The organism is Neobacillus sp. SuZ13 (assembly GCF_030123365.1).
Lineage (GTDB): Bacteria > Bacillota > Bacilli > Bacillales > Cytobacillaceae > Neobacillus.
Window position 1 is genome coordinate 5948766 of record NZ_CP126107.1, and the last position, 20425, is coordinate 5969190.

The window sequence follows — 20425 nt, forward strand, 5'->3', positions numbered from 1 at the left end:
CTTTTACACATCCTATATTAAGACGTTTAAGCGCCTTTATTCTTCTTATGCTTTGGATCGTCTAGGTTAGGGAAGTTGCCTTTTTTGACTTCTTCGTCGTACCAGTCTGGATAGTGCTCTTTTGCCCACCAAGCTGGAACTTCACCGGAGACGACACCGGAATAGCCAGGACGTGAGTTTTTGTGAACTACACTTAGGTACACGTGGCCGACAATAACTGCAATCGCTAAGCCAAAGCCGACATTATGCAGGAAGTATCCCCATTGGACGACAGCTCGTGGGAAGAACTGCGGGAACCACATAAGGAAACCAGAACCGATAATCAAGATCGCTGTGAAGATTTGAATAAGCGAGTTGATTTTTTCACCGGCATTAAAGAATGATTGTCTAATATGTTTAAAATTAAAGCCGAATAGCTCTTTCACAAATTCAAAAAAGAATTGCAGGTCGCGTTTTTTCCACGTCACGAGCTCTTTTGTCCAAAGTTTAAAGCCTTTGAAATCAAAGATAACCCATATAAATGTTGGAGTCATGAATGTTACCGCAAAGATGCGGTGAAGCAAACGGGCATTGGCCGGACCACCAAGAATTGGGTAGAGCCAGTCAAAGAACTCCGTGTACATCGGCAGTGCAGTAATATACAGAGCAAAGAAGGAAATAGCGTTCACACCATGCGCCCAAACAAATGCTTTTGAAAAACGGCGTACTTTTACATCAGCCTTCGGATGCTTTTTACTCATGGCTGCCACCTCCATCTTCGTCATGATTACTTCTTTTACTAAGAATGCTGTTGGTGATAAAAGCACCAACAACCGCCATCGTTGTTGCCCCAATCATTGCTTTTCCGATTGGCTGTGCGTAGTCTTTCCAAAGTACAGCTGAAGTTGGTACCTTAGGTGATTCTGGAAGTCCATAGACGCTTGGTTTTTCAGCCAGCACATAAATCGTGTGCGTACCGCCCACACCTTGCGGATTATAAATATTAGCATTCGGGAAACGGTCTTTAATTTGAGATAACCGTTTTTGTGCTTTTGCCAGCATTTCGTCTTTTTTACCAAACTGCATTGCATCTGTGTGACAGGTTGTTACACAGGCAGGCTGTAAGCCTTCTTCTAGACGATCTGTACACATCGTGCATTTTTGTGATTTTCTGTACTCTTTGCCATTTTTGTCCTTGTATGTCTTTAGAGAAATGACTTCAAACGGGCAGTTTTCAACGCAATAGCCGCAGCCAACGCACTTATCCTGATCAATGACAACAGAGCCAAATTTAGAATAACTGATGGCATTTTCCGGACAAACCTTTTCACATGCAGCTTCCTTACAATGCATACATGAGGAATGGCGGAAAAGGTATTCTAAATCACCTTTGCCATTTTCATGTTCAATATACTGAAGCACATTCCATGTATCAGCACTTGTTTTAGGATGGGACTGAACACTTCCTTGGAAATCCGTTATTTCGGCAGGAAGGTCATTCCAGTTTTTACAAGCTACCATACACGCCTTACAGCCATCACATTTGGTTACGTCAACATATTTTACAAATTCAGCCATTAGTCAGCCCTCCTTATATCACAAAGGAATGCTTTATATTCTGGAATCATTGTGTTGGCATCTCCAATATGTGGAGTCAGGCGGTTTGCAATATCTCCTTTGGCATATCCTTTAAATCCAAAATTCCAAGGCATCCCTAGTTGATGGACTTTTTTGCCTCTAACGGTAAATGGTTTATAGCGTTTTGTCACCATGGCGTAGGCTGTGATTTCACCGCGTGCGGAAGTAACGATCACTTTGTCTTTATTTTTAATGCCTTTTTCCTTTGCCAGCTCTTCACTTATTTCAACAAACATATAGCGGGCAATTTCAGAAAGCCACTCTTGGTTGCGAGTCATCGAACCTGACTGCCAGTGTGCTTCGACACGGTACGTGGTCGCAACAATCGGGAAGTCGACCTTGAAGCCTTTTTTGTTAAAATCGCCGTCATTAATGACAACCGCAGGGTTCAATTCTACTGATGAGAATTTATTCTTAGCTGGGCTTTCAAATGGCTCATAGTGTTCAGGGAATGGACCTTCCTTCATTGTTGGTGCAAACAATAAGCCGACACCATCTTTATTCATCATGAATGCGCCCGTACCGCCTGGTTCGCTTGGTGAAAGAACCGCTTTAAAGTCAGGAACATCGTTACCAACCCAAGACTTCGCTACTGCATCCCACCAGATAACCGCTTTTTCTTGGCTCCATGGCTTACCACTTGGATCAGCAGAAGCGCGGTTGTAAAGAATACGACGGTTTGCCGGCCAAGCAAATGACCAGTTAAGGAAGTTCGCATTACCTGTATCTTTATTATCACGGCGTTTGGAAAGGTTCTTACCCTCTTCAGGATAGAAGCCTGCATAAATCCAGTTTCCGCTTGCTGTTGTTCCGTCATCTAAGATGGCCAGAATGCCTGGTAGCAGTTTACCAGTTTTTAAGTCATATCCATTGATTTCTTTTGCGACAAGATCAAGATCTGGTGCCGCGCCTGTTCCATAGTTCCAAGTAAGAGCTAAGAATGGCTTATCTGCATCTTTCGGACTATTTGCATATAGCTTTTTAAGTTTAAGTGCTAGTTCATGGACAATGTCAAGGTCTGGTCGTGCTTCGCCCCTTGAATCGATTGCTTTCCAGCGGTATTGCATCCAGCGTGAGCTGTTTGAAACACTTCCTTCCTTTTCAAACGAAGCTGATGCAGGAAGTAGGAATACTTCTGTATTAATCTTTGATGGATCACTGCCCGCTTCTTTTTTCCAGAAGGCTGACGTTTCTGTTTCCCAAAGGTCAACAGCAACCATCCATTTCAGATTACCTAATGCTTCTTTTTCTTTACCAGCATTTGGACCACCGACAACTGGGTTTGTACCCCACAGGAAAGCACCCTCTAGTTCCTTGTTGTACATTGCCTTAAATAAGTTAATATGCGAGTAGTTTTTGTTGCCTTTTGGCAGGAACTGATAACCGAACTCGTTTTTCTCTGTTGCATTATCGCCATACCAAGCTTTCAATAAGCTGACAACAAATTTTGGTTTGTTGCTCCAGAATCCTGTTGGCGGTGTTTCTTTCTTCAAATAGCCTTCAAGTGTTGCGTGCTCAGGAACGCTTGCTTTTGGAACCCCAAGGTAACCTGTAAGGTTATCCCATAGTAAACCAAAGTCTGTTGAACCTTGTACGTTTGATTCACCGCGCATTGCGTTGATTCCGCCACCCGGTAAGCCCATGTTACCTAACAGCATTTGGATGATTGCGAAGGCACGAACGTTTTGTGAACCAACTGTATGCTGAGTTGTACCCATTGCATAAAGAATCGTTCCAGCTTTACCGACTTGACCTGTTGCACAGAACGTCTTATAAACATTTAATAAATCCTTCTTAGGTGTACCTGTTACTTCTGATACTGTATCCATATCATAACGAGAATAGTGCTGCTTCATTAATTGGAAAACAGTACGCGGGTTCTGTAATGAGGGATCCTTTTTCGGAGTTCCATCTTCATTTGTTGCAATTGTCCATTTTGTATTGTCATACACGCGTGTAGCTTCGTCATAACCTGAGAAAAGGCCATCATTAAAGCTAAATGTGTCTGCTACGATAAACGAAGCATTTGTATAGTTAACAACATAATCTTTGTGGAAACGATTGTTGTCGATTGCATATTTAATCATACCGCCCATGAAGGCAATATCTGTTCCAGAACGAAGCGGTGCATAAACATCAGATACCGCAGAGGTACGAGTATAGCGCGGGTCGACGCTAATAATTTTTCCACCGTTTTCTTTCGCTTTTGTCAGCCATCTAAAGCTAATTGGATGATTTTCGGCAGGATTTGCGCCCATGATAAGTGCACAATCCGTATGTTGTAAGTCGTTCCAATGATTTGTCATTGCGCCACGACCAAATGAAGGTGCCAGACCGGCAACCGTAGAACTATGTCATATTCGTGCCTGGTGCTCTAAGTAGGTAACACCAAGCCCTCTCATTAATTTGGACACTAAGTAAGTTTCTTCATTATCAAGTGCTGCGCCGCCAAGGCTAGCGATTTTTTCTGTTTTATTTACAGTAATTCCATTTTCAGTTACAACAAAAGAAGAATCTCTTGTTTCTTTTGTACGCTGGGCAATTGTGTCAATCATCCATTCCCAACTTTTTTCTTCCCACTTACTGCTGCCCGGGGCACGATAAAGTGGTTTGGTCATCCGTTTTTCAGAGGTATAAAGCTGTCTTAAAGTTGTTCCTTTGCTGCAAAGTTTTCCTTCGTTAATCGGGTTATCCGGATCCCCCTCCGTATAAACCACGGTATTATTTTTGGTGTGAACGAGGATCCCGCATCCTACACCGCAAAAGCAGCAAATGGTTGGTGTTACAGTAGCTTTGGCAATTTTAAAGTCCTTTGATTTCGCATAGACTTTGTTCTCGTTAAAGCCCAATTCAACAACCGCTAATGTGGCAGCAGTCGCGCCTGACAGCTTTAAAAATTGCCGACGATTTAGATTCAATTCAACCATCATCATTCTCCTTCCCAAAATTGTTTAGAATCTCCCTATTTTTCTCTCTATTGTTTACTTGTTGTCATTGACTGGTGTTGTTAATTCCCCCCTTCAATGCTTCTCATATCATCTAACTCGCGTGTGATATCATTAATGACTCTGCCTGCTGTGGTATAAATCGTCGCCATTTTCCCCCGTAAATAGCCAACCACCTCAAGATTTAAGTATTTAGCCAGCTGTACGGCCTGCTTTGTGGCCGCCGTGCGCGAACCAACCACAGGAAATCCAAACTTTGCGGCCTTGGAGAGCATTTCATATGAAACCCTGCCGGTTGTTAGTAACATTAACCGCTCGGGCTGCAAGTGATTTTTGACAGCGTAACCAATTATTTTATCGACGGCATTGTGTCTGCCTATATCCTCACGAATGGTGATACTGCCGTCTTCATCGACAATACAAGCACCATGCATGCCGCCGGTTTCAAGATATAATTCTGATCTTTGAGCGAATTCACTTCGCTTTTTTAGCAGATAGCTTAATTGATAGCTGACTTTTGAAGTTACTTTCGTAAAATTCTTCACATCTGTCATTGAAAAAAACGTGACCCCACGGCCGCAGCCCGCGGTATAATGCTTCTTTTTCGAAAAGAACTGCTCCTCGTCAAAATTTGCACGGAGCTTCACATTAATCGTACTTAGTTCCTCATTGATTACAATCGAATCAATTTCATTTGCATCCTGAATGAATCCTTCAGAAAACAAATATCCATATGTCCAATCGTCTAGGTTGTATTTGGTTAGTTGAAAAACAGCGATTTCGTAACCGTTAATCAGCAAGGAGATAGGATATTCATCAGGGCAACCTTTACGGTTCATTGCTTTCCCTCCTCATCAGGAATACTGCATTTCTTGGTGTTTCCTTACATTTTTACTATAATCGTACTTCCGCCTCCGTTTTTCGAAAGTAACAATTGTCACTAGAAATGAGTACAAATAGGACTATGGACGTATTTGTCATTGGATTGTCAACTATTGACTCAAACTGACCATACGCATCGATTATTTAGTGACCCTGTTAAATTTTAAAAAATGTCCTATAATAACTAAGAGTAGAAATTAAAGGAGGAGTACGTACATATGACAATTAAAAAAGTAATGACGATCGCTGGTTCTGATACAAGCGGCGGCGCGGGCCTGCAGGCAGACTTAAAGACTTTTCAAGAACTTGGCGTTTATGGAATGACCGCAGTGACATCGATCGTGACAATGGACCCAAAAAACCATTGGCACCACAGTGTATTCCCAATTGCTGTTGATACCCTTGAGACTCAACTTGAAACCATTCTTTCAGTTGGGATCGATGCGATGAAAACAGGGATGCTTGGCACAGTAGAAATTATTGAATTAGCGGCGCGGAAAATTGATGAAAATAAACTTGAACGTGTGGTTATTGACCCTGTTATGGTTTGTAAAGGCGAAGATGAGGTCTTAAATCCGGAAACCACCGATGCGATGCGCGAGTTTCTATTACCGCGTGCCTTAGTGGTGACACCTAATTTATTTGAAGCTGGACAGCTGGCTGGAATGAAAACACCACGTACTGTGGCGGAAATGAAGGAAGCTGCAGAAAAGATCCACGAACAAGGGGCCAAATTCGTGTTGATTAAAGGTGGCAGCAAGCTCGAATCGGAAGAAAAAGCTGTTGACCTGCTATATGATGGAAAAGAATTTATGCTTTATGAGTCGGAAAAGTTTGAAACCACCTACACACACGGGGCGGGCTGCACCTACTCATCAGCGATTACAGCAGAATTAGCAAAAGGAAAATCCGTTTATGCTGCCGTCGATGTTGCAAAAGAATTTATCACAGCTGCCATCCAACAAGGTTTCCGTCTCAACGAATACGTCGGACCTACCTGGCACGGGGCTTACCGCAGTGCAGAAAAAGCTGTAACCGAGTACTGCGAGGATTGTGTGGAATAAGAAAGAGTGAAGAAGAGCCGATCGCTTGATCGACTCTTCTTTTTTGAGGTCATCTTTGGTGTCAGGCACCAGTTTCGCATTTTTTACCTAATTTTAGTATGATAGTTACATTATTAACTAAAATAGACATTAGACATAATCTCAATTTGTTGAAGGGAAAGGAGGTTGTATTTTGGAACTTATTGATGTAAAAGGTGCACAAGCTGCCATTAACAGCTTTGCTAATAAAGATGTCTACATTCACCTTGAAACGACCAACGGTGCCTATGCTTCACATAACGATCAATCTTTCTTTTCAGCAGGTGCATTTATCCGCAATGCCCTTGTCCGTTATGAATTAGGAAAAATAACAGGGAATGGCCCTTTTCGGGTTGGGTTGAAAATCCAGCTTGGCTGGATTTATGCAGAAGGGATCACTCATTACGAAATTGATGAGGACAATCATCTCTTATTAGCTGGTCACGACCATGATGGAAAGCTAGCGGTTGCCTTGGAAATTTCCAGCACCCCTTTTGAATAAGAATGTAAGGCCCGAAAGGAGAATAATTTATGGAAAAAGAACGCCAATTATTGGTCGTTTTCCCTCACCCTGATGATGAGGCATTTGGGGTGTCAGGCACCATTGCCACCCATGTGCAGAACGGAACCCCTGTTACCTATGCCTGTTTAACTTTAGGTGAAATGGGACGCAACATGGGAAATCCCCCGTTTACTAATCGTGAAAATCTGCCGAAGATTAGAAAAGAAGAATTGAAGGAAGCGGCGCGGGTGTTAGGTATTCAAGACCTGCGTATGCTCGGATTCCGTGACAAAACGATTGAATTTGAAGATGAAGAGAAACTTGCCAATCAAATGTTAGCCTTGATTGAGGAAGTTAATCCTTCTCTTATCATTACGTTTTATCCTGGCTACTCGGTCCACCCTGACCATGACGCCACTGGTGCGGCGGTCATTCGTGCCGTTGGAAAAATGAGCCCAGCCGTACGGCCAACCTTACACTGTGTCGCATTCTCGAACAATTGTGTTGATGAGCTTGGGGAACCAGATATCCTTAATGACATTAGCCCTGTTGCCAAAACAAAAATGGCCGCCATCCAAGCGCACCGTTCGCAAACCGAGCAAATGTTTATGGGGATGGAAGAGAAGTTAAAAAACCAAGACCCGCAAGTAATGAAGTGGATTAATAATGAACGGTTTTGGACCTATAAATTTGATAAGTAACCGAAAGCCCCTCATAGTGAAGGGCTTTTTTTCTATGTTAATATTCCCGATGCAGCAGCGTGCACAGCCTACACCAATCACGAATAATAATCTTCCGTGATTTCAATTCAATGATGCCATCTTTTTTTAACTTCGAGAAAACGCGACTGACACTTTCTCTGGTTGTTCCGACCACGGTGGCAAATTCCTGAATGGTCAAGGGAATCTCTATATTCCACCTGTTAAGGCCATTATTAAATTTATTTCCGAGGCGTTCTAGTGTCTTTACTGTCTTCGCGTACACATCGAGCAGGGCAACGTCTCGTAATTGTGAGGCCATTTCCCGGAGCGCATCACTCATATAACTGATCATTTGAATTGAGAGTTCCGGATGGTCGAATAAGTCCCGCTCAAGTTCCAATTTATCTAAAAATAAAATCTTTCCATCCTGGAGCATGGTCGCAGTTGCCGGGTAGTATTCTGTCCTTTTTGTAAACAAACAGGCTTCTGCAAACACATCCCCTTGTTGCTTTACACAGACAATAATTTCATTGCCCTGTTCATCCTGCTTCGTAAGCTTCACTGCACCAGTATGAATGAAATAAATCCCCTTGGCCACTTCCGCTTCGGAAATGATCCTTTCCCCTTTTTTCAACTCGAGTGTATGAATTCTTTTTTCAATAATCGCTAGCGACTTCTCTGATAAATCCTTAAAGATGACAATTTTTCGAAGTAAATCCGTTTGGACAACGGGTTGATAAACTGCTAGATTTGGATCTTTTAAACAATCGACTTGAATCATCCTTTTCACCACCCTTTTAAAAAATCCTCTGTTGATTAAACACTTACCTTATATTGTAAAGAACATTGTCACTTGATGTAGTGACGAATTTCACAAAATGTTCATTTTTTCAATTCGCTTCCTACAAAGCACTTTCACAAAACGTTCAAAAACTACAAAATATGTGTGCGTCAGGTCACATTTTTCTCAAATGGAAGCGTTTAGGATGAAGGTGTTCATTATAGAAAAAAGGAGGGAAAAAGATGAATAAAGCCATTATTAGTTTTGTTATTTGTACATTAATCGGCTTTGGATTAGGCTACTTAGTGTTTGGCGTGATCATGGGGGATTCCGCAAAACAGCCTCAAGTGGCACAAACTGAAACGAAAGAAACGACAGAAACAGCTGCTGCTAAAGAAGATACAACAACCGAGTCAAAAGAAGCAACGACGGTTTCTGCCAATGAGGATAACATCCTTAACAAGAAAGGCTGCCTTGGCTGCCACAGTGTGGAATCTCTTAATATTACAGGTGGAGCAGTCGGACCAGACCTTTCCCAAGCGTTTGTAAACGTAGAAGGCAAGCATGGCAAGCCGATTGAAGAATTCTTAAAAGCACCTACTTCTGCAGTCATGTCAGGAGTGATTGGCAAAAATCCGTTATCCGATGAAGAACGTAAGCAAGTATTAGACCTACTGAAACAAGCATCTGAAAAATAAAAAAGGTGGTGTATATAATGAAAAAATGGATTCCGATTGCATCGGGTCTCTTAGCCGGGTTTGTCGCAGCAACGATTTCGTTTGCTGATTTCTCAGCTAAGACAAGTACCGAAGCAGCGTCAACCACAAAGAGTGATGCCGAGAAGGTATATGTTCCATTCGGCCAAAAAGATGATTATTACCTATTTGCTTCCGGCGGCCACTCCGGTCAAATGTTTATTTATGGAGTTCCATCGATGCGTCATATTCGAACGGTTCCGGTCTTCTCACAAGATTCGGCTACAGGGTATGGCTTTGATGAACACTCGAAGAAATTAATGGGCGGTTATACATGGGGCGACCTTCATCACCCGGCCTTCTCTGAAACAAATGGTGACTATGACGGTAAATACATGTTCGCGACCGACGTTGGTAACAGCCGTGCGGCCGCGATGGACTTAAAAACGTTCACCGTGAAAGATATTATTAACGTTCCAAATACAAGCGGACCGCACTGTGCGGCCTTCGTTACGGAAAATACCGAGTATATGTTCCTGCCGACTCGTTTCGCTGTGCCGCTTCAGCACAAGTACGAATCACTGGATGATTACAGTACAAAATACCGCGGCGTAATGTCTGCTGTTACGTTTGATCAAAACAAACAAAAGCTAAATATTGGATACCAAGTCGCCCTTCCACCATGGTCTTATGACCTTTCTGATGCAGGTAAAAAAGAATCGGCCGATTGGGCGGTTATGACGACTTATAATACCGAAGAATCAACTACTAATCTTGAAATTAATGCTTCACAAGCCGACCGTGACTATATTGTTCTTTTCAACTGGAAAGAGCTTGAGAAAATGGTCAAGGAAGGCAAGTACGAAAATGTGGGCGGTCAGAAAATGATTTTCCCTGAAAAACAAAAAGGCGGCATTTATTTAATTCCAGTCGCTAAATCACCACATGGTGTCGACGTAACACCAGACGGAAAGCACTTTATCGCCTCTGGAAAATTGGCACCAACCATGACAGTCTTCTCGTTTGAAAAGGCATTTAAAGCTGTCGCAAACAAAGACTTTGCTGGTGAACGGAATGGAATTCCAGTCCTCAATTACAAGTCCGTCATGGAAAGAGAAGTTAACCCTGAAAATGCCTTAGGACCACTGCACACTCAATTTGATGACAAAGGCATGGCCTATACAACAATGTTCATTTCTTCAGAAATTGTGAAATGGGATCCAAAAACAGGTGAAACTTTAGATCGTGTCCCTGTTCAATATTCTCCTGGACACTCTGTTGCCGCAGAAGGTGACACGGTTGCACCAGATGGAAAATATATCGTTGCACTAAATAAGATTGCGAAAGACAGCTATTTATCAGTTGGCCCTTCTCATCCTGAATCGATGCAGTTAATTGATATCAGCGGAAAGATGAAGATCATCCAATCGGCACCAGTTAACCCAGAACCACACTATGCCCAAATGATTAAAGCGGATAAAATCAAAACGATTGAAGTCTATCCGAAGGACACAAAGAATAAAGAGGCTGTTTACAAACAGAGCGATACAAAAATCGTTCGCAATGGTAACAAAGTCGATGTATATGGTATCGCGATGCGTTCGAAATTCATCTTTGATGCCAAAGCAAAACGTCCAGATGTAATCGAAGTAAATGAAGGAGATCACGTTACGATTCATCTGACAAATATTGATTTCGATGAGGATATTACCCACGGATTTGCCATCAACAGCTATAACTTAAACATGGAAGTTCAACCAGGACAAACCAACACGATGGAATTTGTCGCGAATAAAGCAGGAACCTACCCACTTTATTGCACAAACTTCTGTTCTGCACTTCACCAAGAAATGACCGGTTACTTCCTTGTAAAACCAAAACAGTAACTCAGCAATATGTTGGTGATGGGTATCAATGAAAAAGATTGATACCCTTCTCCGTTTTACAACGATTTCACTAAAAAGGCGATGTTAATATGAAAGGTAAAACAAAAAAATTATCAGTGGTTTCTTCATTATTGCTTGTTACTTCAACTATTTTAATAGTCATCTCATTATTTTTCCCATGGTGGAAAATGGTCTTTGTTGCTCCCCAATATCCAGAAGGGTTAAATATCATCGTGTACCCGAATAAGCTCGAAGGGGAAATCGATATCGTTAATGGGCTTAATCACTATATTGGTATGGCGAACTTCAGTGAAAAAAACTTCCCTGAATTATCGTATTTACCCTATCTAGTTGGAGGATTAGCGGTGTTGACTCTTTTAACCGCCCTGCTTCGCAAAAAATCTGTTCTATACGGATTAATCGGCTTATTTGTGATTGGCGGCGGGCTGGGTGTTTATGACCTTCACCATGCATTGAAAAAGTTTGGCACTAATTTAAGTCCCGAAGCTCCCATAAAAATGGATCCATTTGTTCCGCCTATTTTAGGACATAATACAGTGGCGAACTTCCAAACCAACAGCCTGCTTGGCCTCGGAACATACTTGGTGATCGCTGCGTTTATCCTCTTACTCATTCCGTTATGGAAGGATCGAAAGTAAATGAAAAAACTGGCGCTCTTATCTTTCATTTTTTCTCTATTGCTAGTCATGAGCCCTGAGAAAAAGCTGGCAGCCGAACAATTACAAGCAACCATCGACAGCCTGAAAGAAGGGGCGGTCCTAAGGCTTGAAAATAAAACCTACCAGGGCAATATTGTCATCAACAAACCGATAACGATTATTGGCTCAAAAAAGACCATGATCAAAGGAGATGGTACCGGAAATGTCATTTCCATTAAGGCTCCTGATGTGAAACTGAGCCATCTAACCGTCATGCATGGAGGTATGAACCGGAACTCTGCCGAGGAATACGCGGCCATTAAGATTTACACAAATAACAATGTCGTCGAACATATCAGCATCCGCGACTCCTTTCACGGCATTTATTTAAGCCAGGCTCACAAAAATACGATTCGTTCCAACCATATTAAAGGGCTGGGCAAAGGCGAAATTGCGTCCCAGGGAAATGGGATCCATGTTTATTATGCTAATGATAATCTTCTTAAAAATAATACGATTGAAGGCACCCGGGACGGAATGTTCTTCGAATATGCCAACAACAATAAAAGCTATGAAAATAATATCAGTCACACAAGATATGGTTTGCATTACATGTATTCCGACGAGAACATTTTCAAGAAAAATATATTCACGATGAATACCGGCGGTGCAGCGATTATGAACTCGAATCATTTGAAGCTCGAGGATAATCAATTTCTCGTGAACTACGGCAACCAGTCTTTTGGATTATTGCTGCTTCAAGCCAATGACAATGAAATTGACAATAATACCTTCTATATGAACCAACGCGGCATGTACATTGATCAAGCGACCAGAAATGAATTTCGCCACAACAAAATCGTTCAAAACCAAGTCGGAATTGAACTGTGGTCAAGTTCCAATGACCAAGTTTTCACCTTAAACCAAATCACTGAAAATACGATTCCTGCTGTAACTCTTGGCGGCAATAGTCAGAATAATTCCTGGAGCAAGAATGGCAAAGGGAATGACTGGGGCGGCACGTTCCCCATCACCGATTTAGACCAAGACAGCATTGGGGATTTTCCAATAACCTATCGTTCTTCTTTATATCAATTAATAGAAGACCAAGAATTATCCTATTTATTTTTAAAAAGTCCCGCATTGAAGATTTATGAAAAAATGAACGCGGCGCTGTCAAAGGAAGCAGTCATGTTTCATGACCCACACCCGCTAACAGCGGCAAAAGGATCGCATTCGAAAGCAATTTTCCTTATTGCCACCTTACTAATTGTGGGGATTTTACTAAAGGGGAGACACTTACTATGCATTACATTTGGAAGGAATGGAAGGAAAATATAAGAGGAAAAGGACTTTGGCTAAGTTTAAGTATTATTGTTCTGATTTCAATCGCAATTTTATTTCGTTCCTCAGCCCTTTCATTTGATAAAGGCTTTTATGTGCTCTTAATCAACTTGTTTGATACGATTATCTATTTTATTCCGATTCTATGCTTATTTATCGGGGCATTCTCGATTTTTCAAGAAAAGGAACAAAAGACATTGATTATGCTGCTGACAAAGACAGACCATTTTGGAAGTTTCCTAATCAAAAAAAGCCTAGGACTCTATACAGTTGTGCTTGTCCCGTTGATTACGTGGTTTTTCATTTATTTATTACTACTAAAATTTAACTTTCAACTTGATGTAAAAAGCTATTTCATCTTTGTGGCAGCCATTGTTTGCATGAGCCTTATCTTCTTGCAAATGGGTGCTGCAATCGGAAGTATCAGCCATTCGAGGATGCAGATTTTAGGGTTTACGATCTTTGTCTGGTTCTACTTTTTCTTTTTGCATGATTTTATCTTGCTGTCGTTTTTACCCGATGTGACGCACGAAAATGTGAAACTATTTTCTTCGGTTTACTTTTTAAATCCACTTCAGGCTGTTCGAATGTTCTTAGAAACAGGCACGGGGGTATATTCTTTCGGCCATATGTCGAGACTCTTACAAGCGTTTATGTGGACGAAGCCGGCATTCTTCCTGCTCGGAAATCTATTGTTCTGGCTCATCACTTCATTTTTCACAGCGATTGTTTTCAATCGTAAGGAGGGGTACGAATGATCACCGTAAGAAATTTAAACCAATCATTCGGAAAAAAAACGGTCTTAGATTCAATCAATCTAGACATTAACCGAAATGAAATTTGTGCCCTGGTTGGCCGCAATGGTGCCGGGAAATCGACACTTATCAATAGTTTGCTTGGATTGCTTCCAGTCAAACAAGGGGAAATTTTGATAAATGGGATTGCTGTGAACAAGAAAAATGAAGAGTGGAAAAAAGAAATAGCCTATCTGCCTGAAAAATTTATGCTTTATCCGATGTTGACTGGATTGGAAAATATGACATTTTTTGCAGAGGCGGTAGCTAAGACCGCCAACCAGGAACGCATCGAGCAGGTGCTTCGTTCGGTCAGTTTGTGGGATGACCGCAATGAACAAGTTAAGAAGTACTCGAAAGGGATGCTGCAGCGCCTTGGTTTAGCGATTACCCTTTATCAGGATTCCAGCCTGCTCATTCTTGATGAACCAACAAGCGGTATTGACCCGCTCGGAAGAAAAGAAATTTTAGATGTACTCAGTTCCCTTCAGGATAAAACGATTCTACTGTCATCGCACCATCTAGATGAAATTAAGCAGATTTGTACCCATGTTGCTTATTTGGAAAATGGGAAAATGGAGAAATATAAAGTAGAAGAGTTTTTACAAACTCATAATTTAGGAGGAATCAGCTCATGAAGATACGGGTAATCTCCGCCATCCTTCTTTTGATTGCCGTGATCACAGGATGCAGTTCAGACCCTGACTATAAAGTGGCCGTCACAAAGGATCTTTATTTCGTCAAGGATACTGCCATGCCTTTTGAAGTAAAGGTAACCGAAAACAAGAAGGCGGTAAAGGGGCTAGATGTGTCTGCCAACCTAGCAATGACGGAAATGGATCATGGCAGCTTTGATGTCAAGCTTGAAGAAGGAAAGAATGGCACCTATAGCGGCAAAGTGAATTTGCCAATGGGCGGTAAATATGAGGCCGTATTTACGCTTAAAAAAGACGGGAAAAAGACGGAGAAAGTCATTGAACTGAACGTAACCAAGCCAAAAGGGGTTGCCAAGGTGAATGATGAGTGGATCACTGCTGAGGATGTCAGCTTTTATAAGTTCATTAACCAATTGCAGCTAGCAATCAACCGTGAGAGTGCAGAGAAACAATATAAGGGCGAGCAGTTAGAGGAAGAACTCGCTTATTTAGAGACACAGGAAAAAACACTTGAAGATAAAAATCAGTTATTAACACAAATCATCCGCCTCCGGGCGATGACCCTACTGGCGGATGAAAAGGGCCATGAAGCAACGGAGACAGAAGTGGATGCGGCCCTTAGCAAAGCACGCGAGCAATATAATCAATTCAAATCAGCAAAGAAATTGATCAATGAGTACGGAGAAGAGAAGTTTTGGGCAACAGAAAAGCAGCAGTATCAAATGATTGTCATGTCCCAGAAGGTTCAAAAGGACTTAATTGACAAGGCCAAAAAGGAAAACCCTAAAGCGGGTGACCAAGAAATCTATTACCAAGCTCAAAAGGAATACGAAGAACTACTGGTTTCGCAAGTGAATTCAATAAAGATTGAGATTCTGTAAGAAAAGGTGAAAAAAAAGAGATTGGAAGCTCCAATCTCTTTTTCATATTTACAGTTCTTCGCCGTTGGTTGCGATGACATTTTTATACCAATTGAATGATTTTTTCTTCTTTCTTTCTAATGTACCGTTACCATAGTCATCTTGGTCAACATAGATGAATCCGTAACGTTTAGACATTTCTGAGGTACTTGCACTAATTAAATCGATACAGCCCCAGCTGGTGTAACCCATTAAATCTACTCCGTCTTTGATCGCTTCGCCCATTTGTTCAATATGTGCGCGCATGTAATCAATCCGGTAATCATCGTTGATCGAGCCGTCATCCTCGACTTTATCGTAGGCACCTAAACCATTTTCCACAATGAATAAAGGTACTTGATAGCGGTCGTACATTTTCTTTAATGTAATACGTAAGCCTTTAGGATCAATTTGCCAGCCCCAATCAGATGCTTTTAAATAAGGGTTTTTAATACCATTAAAGAAGTTCCCTATTTCTTTTAATCGCTCATCATTACCACTCGCCACCATGGACATATAATAGCTAAATGATAAGAAGTCTACTGGATGCTGCAATAAGATTTCCTCATCACCTGGCAGCATGTCAATTTGGATATTCTTCTTTTCAAAATAGCTTAACATATAGCTTGGATAATAACCGCGCACTTGAACATCTGTGAAGAACAGGTTCTTTTGATCTTCTTCTAATGCTGCTAAGACATCATCTGGGTTGCACGTTTCTGGATATACTTCCATACGAGCTAGCATACAGCCAATCTGTGCACCAGGAATGATTTCATGACAGGCTTTTACCGCACGAGCACTTGCCACAAATTGATGGTGGAGCGCTTGATATACGGCTTGCTCTTTATTCTCGACACGATCTATTAAAATCCCGCTGCCGATATACGGAGAGAAGGTTGAGATATTAATCTCATTAAAGGTTAACCAGTATTTTACTTTGTCTTTATAACGAGTAAATACAGTTTCTGCATAACGGACAAAGAATTCCACTAAATGGCGGTCAGTCCAGCCATTATATTTTTGCACCAAGTGAAGCGGCATTTCATAGTGTGATAGAGTCACCAAAGGCTCGATGTCATATTTTAATAGTTCGTCAAACACTCGATCGTAGAAAGCTAGTCCCTCTTCATTCGGCACTAACTCGTCCCCATTTGGAAAAATACGCGGCCAAGAAATCGACATTCTGAATGTTTTAAAACCCATTTCAGCGAACAGTGCAATGTCTTCTTTATAGCGGTGATAAAAGTCAATTCCACGGCGTTTAGGGAAGTTATCTCCCTCTTTTCCTGCTAATAACGCCTCTAATTCTTCTTCACTTCTGACATCCATCTCGATATCATTTGTGCGTTCTTCTTTTGGGATAAAGGTAACCATATCAAAAATTGATAGTCCCTTACCGCCTTCATTATAGGCACCTTCTAACTGATTGGCAGCAGTTGCGCCGCCCCATAAAAATCCTTCTGGAAATGATGTTTGTCTTGTCATCTTTATTTCCTCCTCCATTTTTAGAGACTCCGATTGTGAGCAATCGGAATCTCTCTATTTTAAAAATCATCCACAAATCGTTAATAAAGTTTCTTTCTGATCAATTGCTGTTTTTCCTGTTGGATTAATTTCTGCATAATCGCCGCTATTAGTGATAATTATAGGTGTAGTCACTTCACAACCTGCTTCTTTAATTTTAGCGATATCAAATTCTACCAAAAGATCACCTGCTTTGACGGTGTCACCTTGGTTGATATGTGCTGTAAAGTGTTCTCCTTCTAACTTAACCGTGTCCATTCCCACATGAATGAGGATTTCCACGCCATTTTCAGATGTAATTCCAATCGCATGTTTGGTTTTAAAAAGTGTAGTTACAACACCATTGACTGGAGAAACTACTTTTCCTTCTGATGGTTCAATCGCAATCCCTTTTCCCATTACTTCACTTGAAAAGGCAGCATCTTCTACTTGATTTAATGGAATTACTTTTCCTTTTAACGGACTTGCAACCTCTTGTGTACGGGTTTTATCGAACACTTTTACTGTCTTTGGTTCATTAGTTGCTTTTTCTTTATTTGCTGGATCTTTGAAACCGAATAAATAAGTTAAAACAAACGCTACGACAAAACCTGCAACTAACGCAATCAAAGCTCCCCAGACAGTCATATCAAGTGATGAACCTGGCTTGATAAAGGTTGGTATAACGAAAATACCCATTCCACCGAACATCCATAATTTCCCTGCAGTAGCACCAATAATTCCGCCTCCTACTGCTCCACCAATACAGCTCATAATAAATGGCTTTTTAAGTGGTAACGTTACACCGTAAATCGCTGGTTCTGTCACGCCAAAAATACCTGAAATGAAAGCTGGAAAACTTAGTGTTTTCAATCCTTTGTTTTTTGTCTTTAACATAACCGCTAAAACTGCACCAACTTGTGCAAAACATACCATAACTGTGGTTGCTAGAACTGGATCGTAATGTAAAGTTGTTAAGTTGTTAATTGCAATTGGAACAAGTCCCCAGTGAAGTCCAAAGATAACAAATATTTGCCAAAATCCTCCGAGAATTAAACCAGCTACAACAGGGCTTAACTTATAAATCCATAATGTTGCTGCACCAAGAAGAGTACCTGCCCATGTAGCAACTGGACCAATCACTAAGAAAGTTAATGGAACCATTATGATAATGGTCAAAAATGGAACGACGAAAGTTTTTACAACATCTGGAACAATCTTTTTGAAACCTTTCTCTATCTTTGTTGCAAAAAACGCTGAAAGTAAAATTGGAATAACGGATGAAGCATAACTCATCATGATGACTGGAATACCTAAGAATGTAATACGTATATCTGACTGGATTAACGATCCTTTAAAAAGTGTATAAAGTGGATCTCCTGCTGTTAACGTTGATAATGTTGGATGCACCAAAGCGGCAGCGATTGCCATTCCGACAAAAGGTGTACCACCGAATTTTTTCATGGCTGTGTAACCTAAGAAGATTGGTAAGAAATTGAATAAACCGTCTCCTGCGATATTCAGTAAGTTATAAGTGCCTGATGTTGCTGTCACCCAGCCTAAAGCTAGTATTAGTGCCGCCAAACCTTTAATCATACCTGTTGCAGCTAAAACGCCTAGGATTGGAGTAAATACTCCTGAAATCATATCTATAAATCTAGCACCTAAACCTGCTTTGTTTGTATCTTCTGAATCACTTTCAGCTGCTCCACTCATATTGGCAACTTGTAAGAATGTTGTATAAACATCTGGTACATGGTTCCCAATGACCACCTGATATTGACCGCCGCTTTGCATTACAGTCACAACGCCCTCAAGATTTTTAATCTCTTCCGTTTTGGCGATCTTTTCGTCCTTTAACTTAAAACGTAGTCTTGTCACACAATGAAACACACTGTTGATATTGTCTTTCCCGCCAACTAACTCTAAAATATTGCTTGTTAAGCCTGTGTAATCCTTTTTAGCCATTAAAAAACACCTCCAAATTTTATACAACCTAAATTGTATCCGCTTTCCAGCCCAAGAAAACAAAAAACCTAAATTACGCAAACATAAGAAAATAATCCTCATGTATTGAGTAATTTAGGTTTTGCCTGCCGAACCAGTAACAATCCTAAAATAATTATCAAGTTTTTAGTCAAATACACCGTTACAGGAAGGCATCCGCCCTGAGTCCCTTTTTTCCGGATCAAAAGTGTCCCAAGAATACAAAAAAACCTAAATTGCGCGCCTCAAACAAATGTTAAAGACGACAATTTAGGTTTTGCCTGCACGACCAGTAACAACCCTAAAGAATCGGGTGTATTTAATTTATAGATTGATAGTATCATGGTGAGTTATCCGTGTCAACGCTTTCATTTTATTTTTTTAAGAGGGTGTCAGGCACCCTTTCACTTACAAATCCCTTAGTAATACACGATATAGTTTATCATCATTTTCGTCTGGGTTTCCTCGTCCGTCGGTGTTGTTGCTTACGAAGTAGAGGTAGTCACCGTCGATATATAGGTCTCGGATTCTCCCTAGTCCAGTAACCACCGAGTTCGTCTGTTTCTTGCTCAATTGAAATTCACGGACGGCATTGCCCCTTAATGTCGCGGCGTAAAGCTTTCCATTCGCTTCTGCCAGCCCTGACGGTGCCCATGTTTCCTCACCGGACTGGTATAAAGGCGTTATCATCCCCGTCTTCTGCTCATTCCCCTGAATTACCGGCCATCCATAGTTAGCCCCTGGGGTAATCCGATTGATCTCATCATGAGCCGATTGTCCATGCTCACTTGCATATAAGATGTTCCCCACCCATACCAATCCCTGCGGATTGCGATGTCCATAGCTGTAAACATACGAGTTCGGGAATGGATTGTCAGAAGGAATCTTGCCATCCAACGTCATTCGCAAAATCTTCCCATTGATGCTATTCACGTCCTGAGCGGTTTCCGGAGTGGTCGCATCACCCGTCGTGATATAGAGTATTCCATCTGGACCGATTTTTTAGCCGGCCGCCATGATGGTAAGCCGCACTCGGAATCCGGTCGATCAAGATTCTCTCTTCGGTCCAGACCGAACCATTCGTCCTTAGAACAACGACTCGGTTAAACTGACCCTTTCCATCTTCGCTATAGGTATAGTAGGCATACGCATTTTGATTCTCAAGAAACTGAGGGTCAAGAACAAAGCCCAGCAGCCCTGCTTCCGCCGCTTTAGCCAGCGGCTGTGCTAAACGGACTGATTGACGTTCTGTTTTACCGTTTTCAATCTTCACGATACTTCCGGTTCGCTCACTGATGTAAAATCCTTGATTCACCTTATCAATCGACCAAGGGACTTGCAGCTTTTGAGCCATCACTTCAACATTTGGCTGTTGCGTAACTACGGCCTCGTCTGCTTCGATTCCCTCGTCCTTTTTTTCAACCAGAGAACAGCCCGACAACATCACTACCATCACAAGTAAGATAGAACAAACCTTATTCATTGACTCC

Annotated in this window: 19 protein-coding genes and 1 pseudogene; 10 read left to right on the top strand and 10 right to left on the bottom strand. The window is 41.4% G+C overall.

Annotated features, from left to right (window positions below):
- Positions 1 to 26: 26 nt before the first annotated feature.
- The 5 genes and pseudogenes from QNH17_RS29220 to fdhD form a co-directional block, all read right to left on the bottom strand.
- Positions 27 to 764 (bottom strand): formate dehydrogenase subunit gamma, encoded by a 738-nt coding sequence (locus tag QNH17_RS29220; RefSeq protein WP_283876775.1) that lies wholly within the window; start codon positions 762 to 764, stop codon positions 27 to 29.
- Positions 733 to 1557 carry a 4Fe-4S dicluster domain-containing protein gene (locus tag QNH17_RS29225; RefSeq protein WP_283876776.1) on the bottom strand — a complete coding sequence of 275 codons (825 nt, stop codon included), beginning with the start codon at positions 1555 to 1557 and terminating at the stop codon, positions 733 to 735. The genes QNH17_RS29220 and QNH17_RS29225 overlap by 32 nt, the downstream gene beginning before the upstream one ends.
- Positions 1557 to 3959: pseudogene (gene fdnG / locus QNH17_RS29230) on the bottom strand (formate dehydrogenase-N subunit alpha); the annotation flags it as partial. The gene QNH17_RS29225 and the pseudogene fdnG, both read right to left, overlap by 1 nt.
- A 12-nt stretch (positions 3960 to 3971) precedes the next feature.
- Positions 3972 to 4547: a twin-arginine translocation signal domain-containing protein gene (locus QNH17_RS30135; protein WP_481858555.1), complete on the bottom strand. Its 576-nt coding sequence runs from the start codon at positions 4545 to 4547 to the stop codon at positions 3972 to 3974.
- 77 nt (positions 4548 to 4624) lie between these two features.
- On the bottom strand, positions 4625 to 5401 hold the full coding sequence (fdhD, locus tag QNH17_RS29235) for a formate dehydrogenase accessory sulfurtransferase FdhD (RefSeq protein WP_283876777.1): 777 nt from the start codon (positions 5399 to 5401) through the stop codon (positions 4625 to 4627).
- A 261-nt stretch (positions 5402 to 5662) separates the two neighbouring features.
- On the opposite strand from fdhD, the gene pdxK reads away from it, so the two are divergent.
- The 3 genes from pdxK (at position 5663) to bshB2 (ending at position 7729) form a co-directional block, all read left to right on the top strand.
- Positions 5663 to 6508 (top strand): pyridoxine/pyridoxal/pyridoxamine kinase, encoded by an 846-nt coding sequence (gene pdxK, locus QNH17_RS29240; protein ID WP_283876778.1) that lies wholly within the window; start codon positions 5663 to 5665, stop codon positions 6506 to 6508.
- Positions 6509 to 6680: 172 nt separating this feature from the next.
- The gene (locus QNH17_RS29245; protein ID WP_144551807.1) at positions 6681 to 7028 is read left to right on the top strand and encodes a YojF family protein; all 348 of its coding nucleotides are present in this window, start codon (positions 6681 to 6683) and stop codon (positions 7026 to 7028) included.
- Positions 7029 to 7057: 29 nt separating this feature from the next.
- Entirely contained in the window at positions 7058 to 7729 is a 672-nt protein-coding gene (gene bshB2, locus QNH17_RS29250) for a bacillithiol biosynthesis deacetylase BshB2 (protein WP_283876779.1), read from the top strand.
- 37 nt (positions 7730 to 7766) lie between these two features.
- Here the strand turns inward: bshB2 and QNH17_RS29255 are convergent, their stop codons facing one another.
- Positions 7767 to 8510, bottom strand: a complete 744-nt coding sequence (locus QNH17_RS29255) for a Crp/Fnr family transcriptional regulator (RefSeq protein ID WP_283876780.1) — start codon at positions 8508 to 8510, stop codon at positions 7767 to 7769.
- 242 nt (positions 8511 to 8752) lie between these two features.
- On the opposite strand from QNH17_RS29255, the gene QNH17_RS29260 reads away from it, so the two are divergent.
- The 7 genes from QNH17_RS29260 (at position 8753) to QNH17_RS29290 (ending at position 15425) form a co-directional block, all read left to right on the top strand.
- Positions 8753 to 9208 (top strand): c-type cytochrome, encoded by a 456-nt coding sequence (locus QNH17_RS29260; RefSeq protein ID WP_283876781.1) that lies wholly within the window; start codon positions 8753 to 8755, stop codon positions 9206 to 9208.
- A 17-nt stretch (positions 9209 to 9225) separates the two neighbouring features.
- Entirely contained in the window at positions 9226 to 11091 is a 1866-nt protein-coding gene (gene nosZ, locus QNH17_RS29265; RefSeq protein WP_283876782.1) for a Sec-dependent nitrous-oxide reductase, read from the top strand.
- A gap of 89 nt (positions 11092 to 11180) precedes the next feature.
- Positions 11181 to 11750, top strand: coding sequence for a hypothetical protein (locus tag QNH17_RS29270; protein WP_283876783.1), 570 nt, complete (start codon positions 11181 to 11183; stop codon positions 11748 to 11750).
- Positions 11751 to 13091, top strand: coding sequence for a nitrous oxide reductase family maturation protein NosD (nosD, locus tag QNH17_RS29275; protein ID WP_283876784.1), 1341 nt, complete (start codon positions 11751 to 11753; stop codon positions 13089 to 13091).
- Entirely contained in the window at positions 13055 to 13852 is a 798-nt protein-coding gene (locus tag QNH17_RS29280) for an ABC transporter permease (RefSeq protein ID WP_283876785.1), read from the top strand. The genes nosD and QNH17_RS29280 overlap by 37 nt, the downstream gene beginning before the upstream one ends.
- Entirely contained in the window at positions 13849 to 14526 is a 678-nt protein-coding gene (locus QNH17_RS29285; protein ID WP_283876786.1) for an ABC transporter ATP-binding protein, read from the top strand. The genes QNH17_RS29280 and QNH17_RS29285 overlap by 4 nt, the downstream gene beginning before the upstream one ends.
- Entirely contained in the window at positions 14523 to 15425 is a 903-nt protein-coding gene (locus QNH17_RS29290) for a FixH family protein (RefSeq protein WP_283876787.1), read from the top strand. Before QNH17_RS29285 ends, QNH17_RS29290 begins: the two co-directional genes overlap by 4 nt.
- Positions 15426 to 15473: 48 nt before the next feature.
- Here the strand turns inward: QNH17_RS29290 and QNH17_RS29295 are convergent, their stop codons facing one another.
- The 4 genes from QNH17_RS29295 to QNH17_RS29920 all read right to left on the bottom strand — a co-directional run bounded on the left by QNH17_RS29295 (position 15474) and on the right by QNH17_RS29920 (position 20418).
- Complete coding sequence (locus QNH17_RS29295) at positions 15474 to 16931, bottom strand: glycoside hydrolase family 1 protein (protein WP_283876788.1); 1458 nt, start codon at positions 16929 to 16931, stop codon at positions 15474 to 15476.
- Positions 16932 to 16997: 66 nt separating this feature from the next.
- Positions 16998 to 18917 (bottom strand): beta-glucoside-specific PTS transporter subunit IIABC, encoded by a 1920-nt coding sequence (locus QNH17_RS29300; RefSeq protein WP_283876789.1) that lies wholly within the window; start codon positions 18915 to 18917, stop codon positions 16998 to 17000.
- Between the two features lie 426 nt (positions 18918 to 19343).
- Positions 19344 to 19868 carry a PQQ-dependent sugar dehydrogenase gene (locus tag QNH17_RS29915; RefSeq protein WP_481858556.1) on the bottom strand — a complete coding sequence of 175 codons (525 nt, stop codon included), beginning with the start codon at positions 19866 to 19868 and terminating at the stop codon, positions 19344 to 19346.
- A 28-nt stretch (positions 19869 to 19896) separates the two neighbouring features.
- Positions 19897 to 20418, bottom strand: a complete 522-nt coding sequence (locus QNH17_RS29920; RefSeq protein ID WP_349632556.1) for a PQQ-dependent sugar dehydrogenase — start codon at positions 20416 to 20418, stop codon at positions 19897 to 19899.
- Between the last annotated feature and the right edge of the window lie 7 nt (positions 20419 to 20425).

Excerpts from the sequence above, each read along its gene's own strand:
- QNH17_RS29220 (WP_283876775.1), bottom strand. The coding sequence starts at position 764 with ATGACGAAGATGGAGGTGGCAGCCATGAGTAAAAAGCATCCGAAGGCT.
- QNH17_RS29225 (WP_283876776.1), bottom strand. The coding sequence starts at position 1,557 with ATGGCTGAATTTGTAAAATATGTTGACGTAACCAAATGTGATGGCTGT.
- QNH17_RS30135 (WP_481858555.1), bottom strand. The coding sequence starts at position 4,547 with ATGATGGTTGAATTGAATCTAAATCGTCGGCAATTTTTAAAGCTGTCA.
- fdhD (WP_283876777.1), bottom strand. The coding sequence starts at position 5,401 with ATGAACCGTAAAGGTTGCCCTGATGAATATCCTATCTCCTTGCTGATT.
- pdxK (WP_283876778.1), top strand. The coding sequence starts at position 5,663 with ATGACAATTAAAAAAGTAATGACGATCGCTGGTTCTGATACAAGCGGC.
- bshB2 (WP_283876779.1), top strand. The coding sequence starts at position 7,058 with ATGGAAAAAGAACGCCAATTATTGGTCGTTTTCCCTCACCCTGATGAT.
- QNH17_RS29255 (WP_283876780.1), bottom strand. The coding sequence starts at position 8,510 with ATGATTCAAGTCGATTGTTTAAAAGATCCAAATCTAGCAGTTTATCAA.
- QNH17_RS29260 (WP_283876781.1), top strand. The coding sequence starts at position 8,753 with ATGAATAAAGCCATTATTAGTTTTGTTATTTGTACATTAATCGGCTTT.
- nosZ (WP_283876782.1), top strand. The coding sequence starts at position 9,226 with ATGAAAAAATGGATTCCGATTGCATCGGGTCTCTTAGCCGGGTTTGTC.
- QNH17_RS29270 (WP_283876783.1), top strand. The coding sequence starts at position 11,181 with ATGAAAGGTAAAACAAAAAAATTATCAGTGGTTTCTTCATTATTGCTT.
- nosD (WP_283876784.1), top strand. The coding sequence starts at position 11,751 with ATGAAAAAACTGGCGCTCTTATCTTTCATTTTTTCTCTATTGCTAGTC.
- QNH17_RS29280 (WP_283876785.1), top strand. The coding sequence starts at position 13,055 with ATGCATTACATTTGGAAGGAATGGAAGGAAAATATAAGAGGAAAAGGA.
- QNH17_RS29285 (WP_283876786.1), top strand. The coding sequence starts at position 13,849 with ATGATCACCGTAAGAAATTTAAACCAATCATTCGGAAAAAAAACGGTC.
- QNH17_RS29290 (WP_283876787.1), top strand. The coding sequence starts at position 14,523 with ATGAAGATACGGGTAATCTCCGCCATCCTTCTTTTGATTGCCGTGATC.
- QNH17_RS29295 (WP_283876788.1), bottom strand. The coding sequence starts at position 16,931 with ATGACAAGACAAACATCATTTCCAGAAGGATTTTTATGGGGCGGCGCA.
- QNH17_RS29300 (WP_283876789.1), bottom strand. The coding sequence starts at position 18,917 with ATGGCTAAAAAGGATTACACAGGCTTAACAAGCAATATTTTAGAGTTA.
- QNH17_RS29920 (WP_349632556.1), bottom strand. The coding sequence starts at position 20,418 with ATGAATAAGGTTTGTTCTATCTTACTTGTGATGGTAGTGATGTTGTCG.